2 protein-coding genes are annotated in these 2,838 nt (G+C 50.9%); both read left to right on the forward strand.

Features of this window, described 5'->3' with window-relative positions:
• The first annotated feature begins 108 nt into the window (after positions 1-108).
• Positions 109-1,485 carry a GntP family permease gene (locus tag Q0614_RS01345; RefSeq protein WP_298785956.1) on the forward strand — a complete coding sequence of 459 codons (1,377 nt, stop codon included), beginning with the start codon at positions 109-111 and terminating at the stop codon, positions 1,483-1,485.
• A 358-nt stretch (positions 1,486-1,843) separates the two neighbouring features.
• Positions 1,844-2,838 (forward strand): glycerate kinase (locus Q0614_RS01350; protein ID WP_298785958.1); only part of this gene is annotated, 995 nt, incomplete at its 3' end.

Consider the following 2,838-nt stretch of genomic DNA (forward strand, 5'->3'; position numbering starts at 1 on the left):
TTCTTGCTTTATATTAAAATTTCGCTAAAATTACCGCATTAAATTTGAAGCGCAAACGGCTTAGCTTAAACCGCTTGCGAGCAAATTAAATCCATTCAAGGAGCTTTTATGAGCGGTGTTGCGTTAATCATCTGCTTCGCCATAGCGGTCGTCGTGATGATTTTTTTGATCTCCAAAGCAGGCGTTCACCCATTTTTGGCGCTAATGCTTATCTCCCTGGCGCTCGCGATCGTTGCGGGCATACCGCTAGCCAAGATCCCCGCGATTATCGGCGACGGATTCAGCGGCACGTTTAAGAGTATCGGTATCGTCATAATCTTCGGCGCGCTCATCGGCACCGTACTCGAAAAGACCGGCGCGGCGCTCAAACTCGCCGATATGGTCGTAAACGTAGTCGGGCAAAAGCGCCCCGAGCTTGCGATGCTCATAATGGGCTGGATCGTAGGTATCCCCGTATTTTGCGACAGCGGCTTCGTCGTTTTAAACCCAATCCGTGAAGCGATCAGCAAAAAAATCGGCGAAAACCCTGTCGCTCTTGCAGTAGCGCTCTCGGGCGGACTTTACGCCTCGCACGTATTCATCCCGCCGACTCCGGGACCGATCGCCGCAGCAGGCGCCGTGGGTCTAGGCGGCAATCTGCTACTCGTAATCGCAATGGGCGCGGTGGTGTCCTTGCCGGTGCTGATCGCCACATACTTTTTTTCTAAAAAAGTCGCCAAGAGTGTGCATATAAGCGAGGCTGAAGCGAATGAAGTCATCGCAAAAAGCTACGACGATCTGCTTAAACAATACGGTAAATTGCCAGGCGGATTTTTAAGCTTAGCCCCTATTTTGGTGCCGATCCTATTTATGGCGCTGGGTTCCGTCGCCAAGATCCTAAAAGTAGGCGGGTTTGCGGGTGAAATTTCGCAATTTTTAGGAAATCCTATCATCGCGCTAGCCTTGGGCGTAGTTTTTGCGGTATTTTTGCTCGTACAAACCGGCAAATTAGGCGAATTTAGCGAGATCACAAACGAATCCTTAAAGATCGTAGGCCCGATCCTCTTCATCACCGCAGCGGGCGGAGTGCTAGGCAAGGTAATCACCGACGCCGGCTTCGTAACCTACATCAAGGATAATGCGACCGCCATTAAAGCCGCGGGGATTTTCTTCCCGTTCTTAATCTCGGCAGTCCTAAAAACCGCGCAAGGAAGCTCCACCGTTGCGATCATCACCACCGCTTCGATTATGGGCGCATTTAACGCGGACGGCTCGCTGATGCAGGTGCTGGGCTTCACCTCCGAAATGTCCGGCGCGCTCGTCGTAATGGCGATCGCAGCGGGTGCGATGACCGTTTCGCACGCTAACGACAGCTACTTCTGGGTCGTTACGAATTTCAGCAAGATGAACCCGCAGCAAGGCTACCGCACACAGACCATGTTGACCCTAATTATGGGCATTACGGGCATGATCAGCGTTTGGATTTTGTCGCTGTTTTTGATCTAGGCTAGCTTATTTAGCCGCTACAGCGCTAAATCAGTGCGGAGTGCAATATGGCATCTACCAGCGGCTAGCTACATAGAATTCTTTAAATTTACGTAGCTAGCCCGCACTGCGTAAATACTCTAGTATTAAAATTTCGCTTAACATAGTTTTAAATTTACACACAAAGCCTCAAGGAGCAAAATTTTAAAATTCTATCGCTACAGAATTTTAAAATTCCACGACATGAAATTTTAAAATTTGCCCCACAAATTTGGCGACGAGATTTTAAAATTATACTCTTGCTTCAGTCTTGTCATCGTAAATTTAGCCTATGCGCTGTAAAATTCCAAAATTTTAAAATACCAGCTAAAGGAAAAATATGAAAGTTTTAGTCGCGATCGACTCGTTTAAGGGCTCTCTTAGCTCGCTTGAGGCGGGCAACGCCGTAAAATCAGGCATCGAAAAGCTAGGCTGCGAGGTGCTCGTCAAACCTATCGCAGATGGCGGCGAAGGAAGCGTTGAAGCCCTTGCAGACGCGCTAAAAGCTAGGTTCATGGACGTCATCGTAGCAAATCCGTTAGGCGAAAAAACGCCCGCGCGCTACGCCTTAAAAGGTGAGCTAGGCATCTTAGAAATGGCGTCCGCATCGGGTCTGCCGCTCATCGAAAAATCGCGCCGCAACCCGCTAAAAACGAGCACTTATGGCTTTGGCGAGATGATAGCGCATGCGATCGCGCACGGCGCGCGAAAGTTTATCATCGGCATCGGCGGAAGTGCTACGAATGACGCGGGTATGGGTATGCTGCGCGCGCTCGGCTTTAAATTTAAAGATGCAAATGGCACAGAGCTTGCGGGAGCGGGCGAGGATCTGATTAAACTCGCCACGATAGATTGCACTTCGGTGCTGCCGCATCTTAAAGAGTGCGAGTTTCTTATCGCCTGCGACGTAGATAATCCGCTCTTTGGCGAAAACGGCGCGGCATATATTTACGCTCCGCAAAAGGGCGCGGATGCGGCGATGGTAAAGCAGCTTGATGCAGGGCTTATAAATTTCGCAAGCGTCGTAAGTAAGTACCTCGGACGCGAGCTTTGGAATAGCCCCGGAGCAGGAGCTGCCGGCGGGCTAGGCTTTGGCTTCGTGAGCTTTCTAAACGCGACGCTTAAGCCAGGCATCGACATCATCACCGAAGAGATCGGACTAGAGCGCGATATGCAAGGCGCCGAGCTCGTCATCACCGGCGAAGGAAGGCTCGATTTTCAAAGCTCAATGGGCAAAACCCCTTGCGGTGTTGCGAAGATCGCCGCTTCCTACGGCGTGCCCGTAATCGCGCTGGCAGGCGGTATCTCGCCCTGTGCCGGCGGCTGTAATGAGCG

This window comes from uncultured Campylobacter sp. (assembly GCF_937997595.1).
In the GTDB taxonomy this organism is placed as follows: Bacteria; Campylobacterota; Campylobacteria; order Campylobacterales; family Campylobacteraceae; genus Campylobacter_B.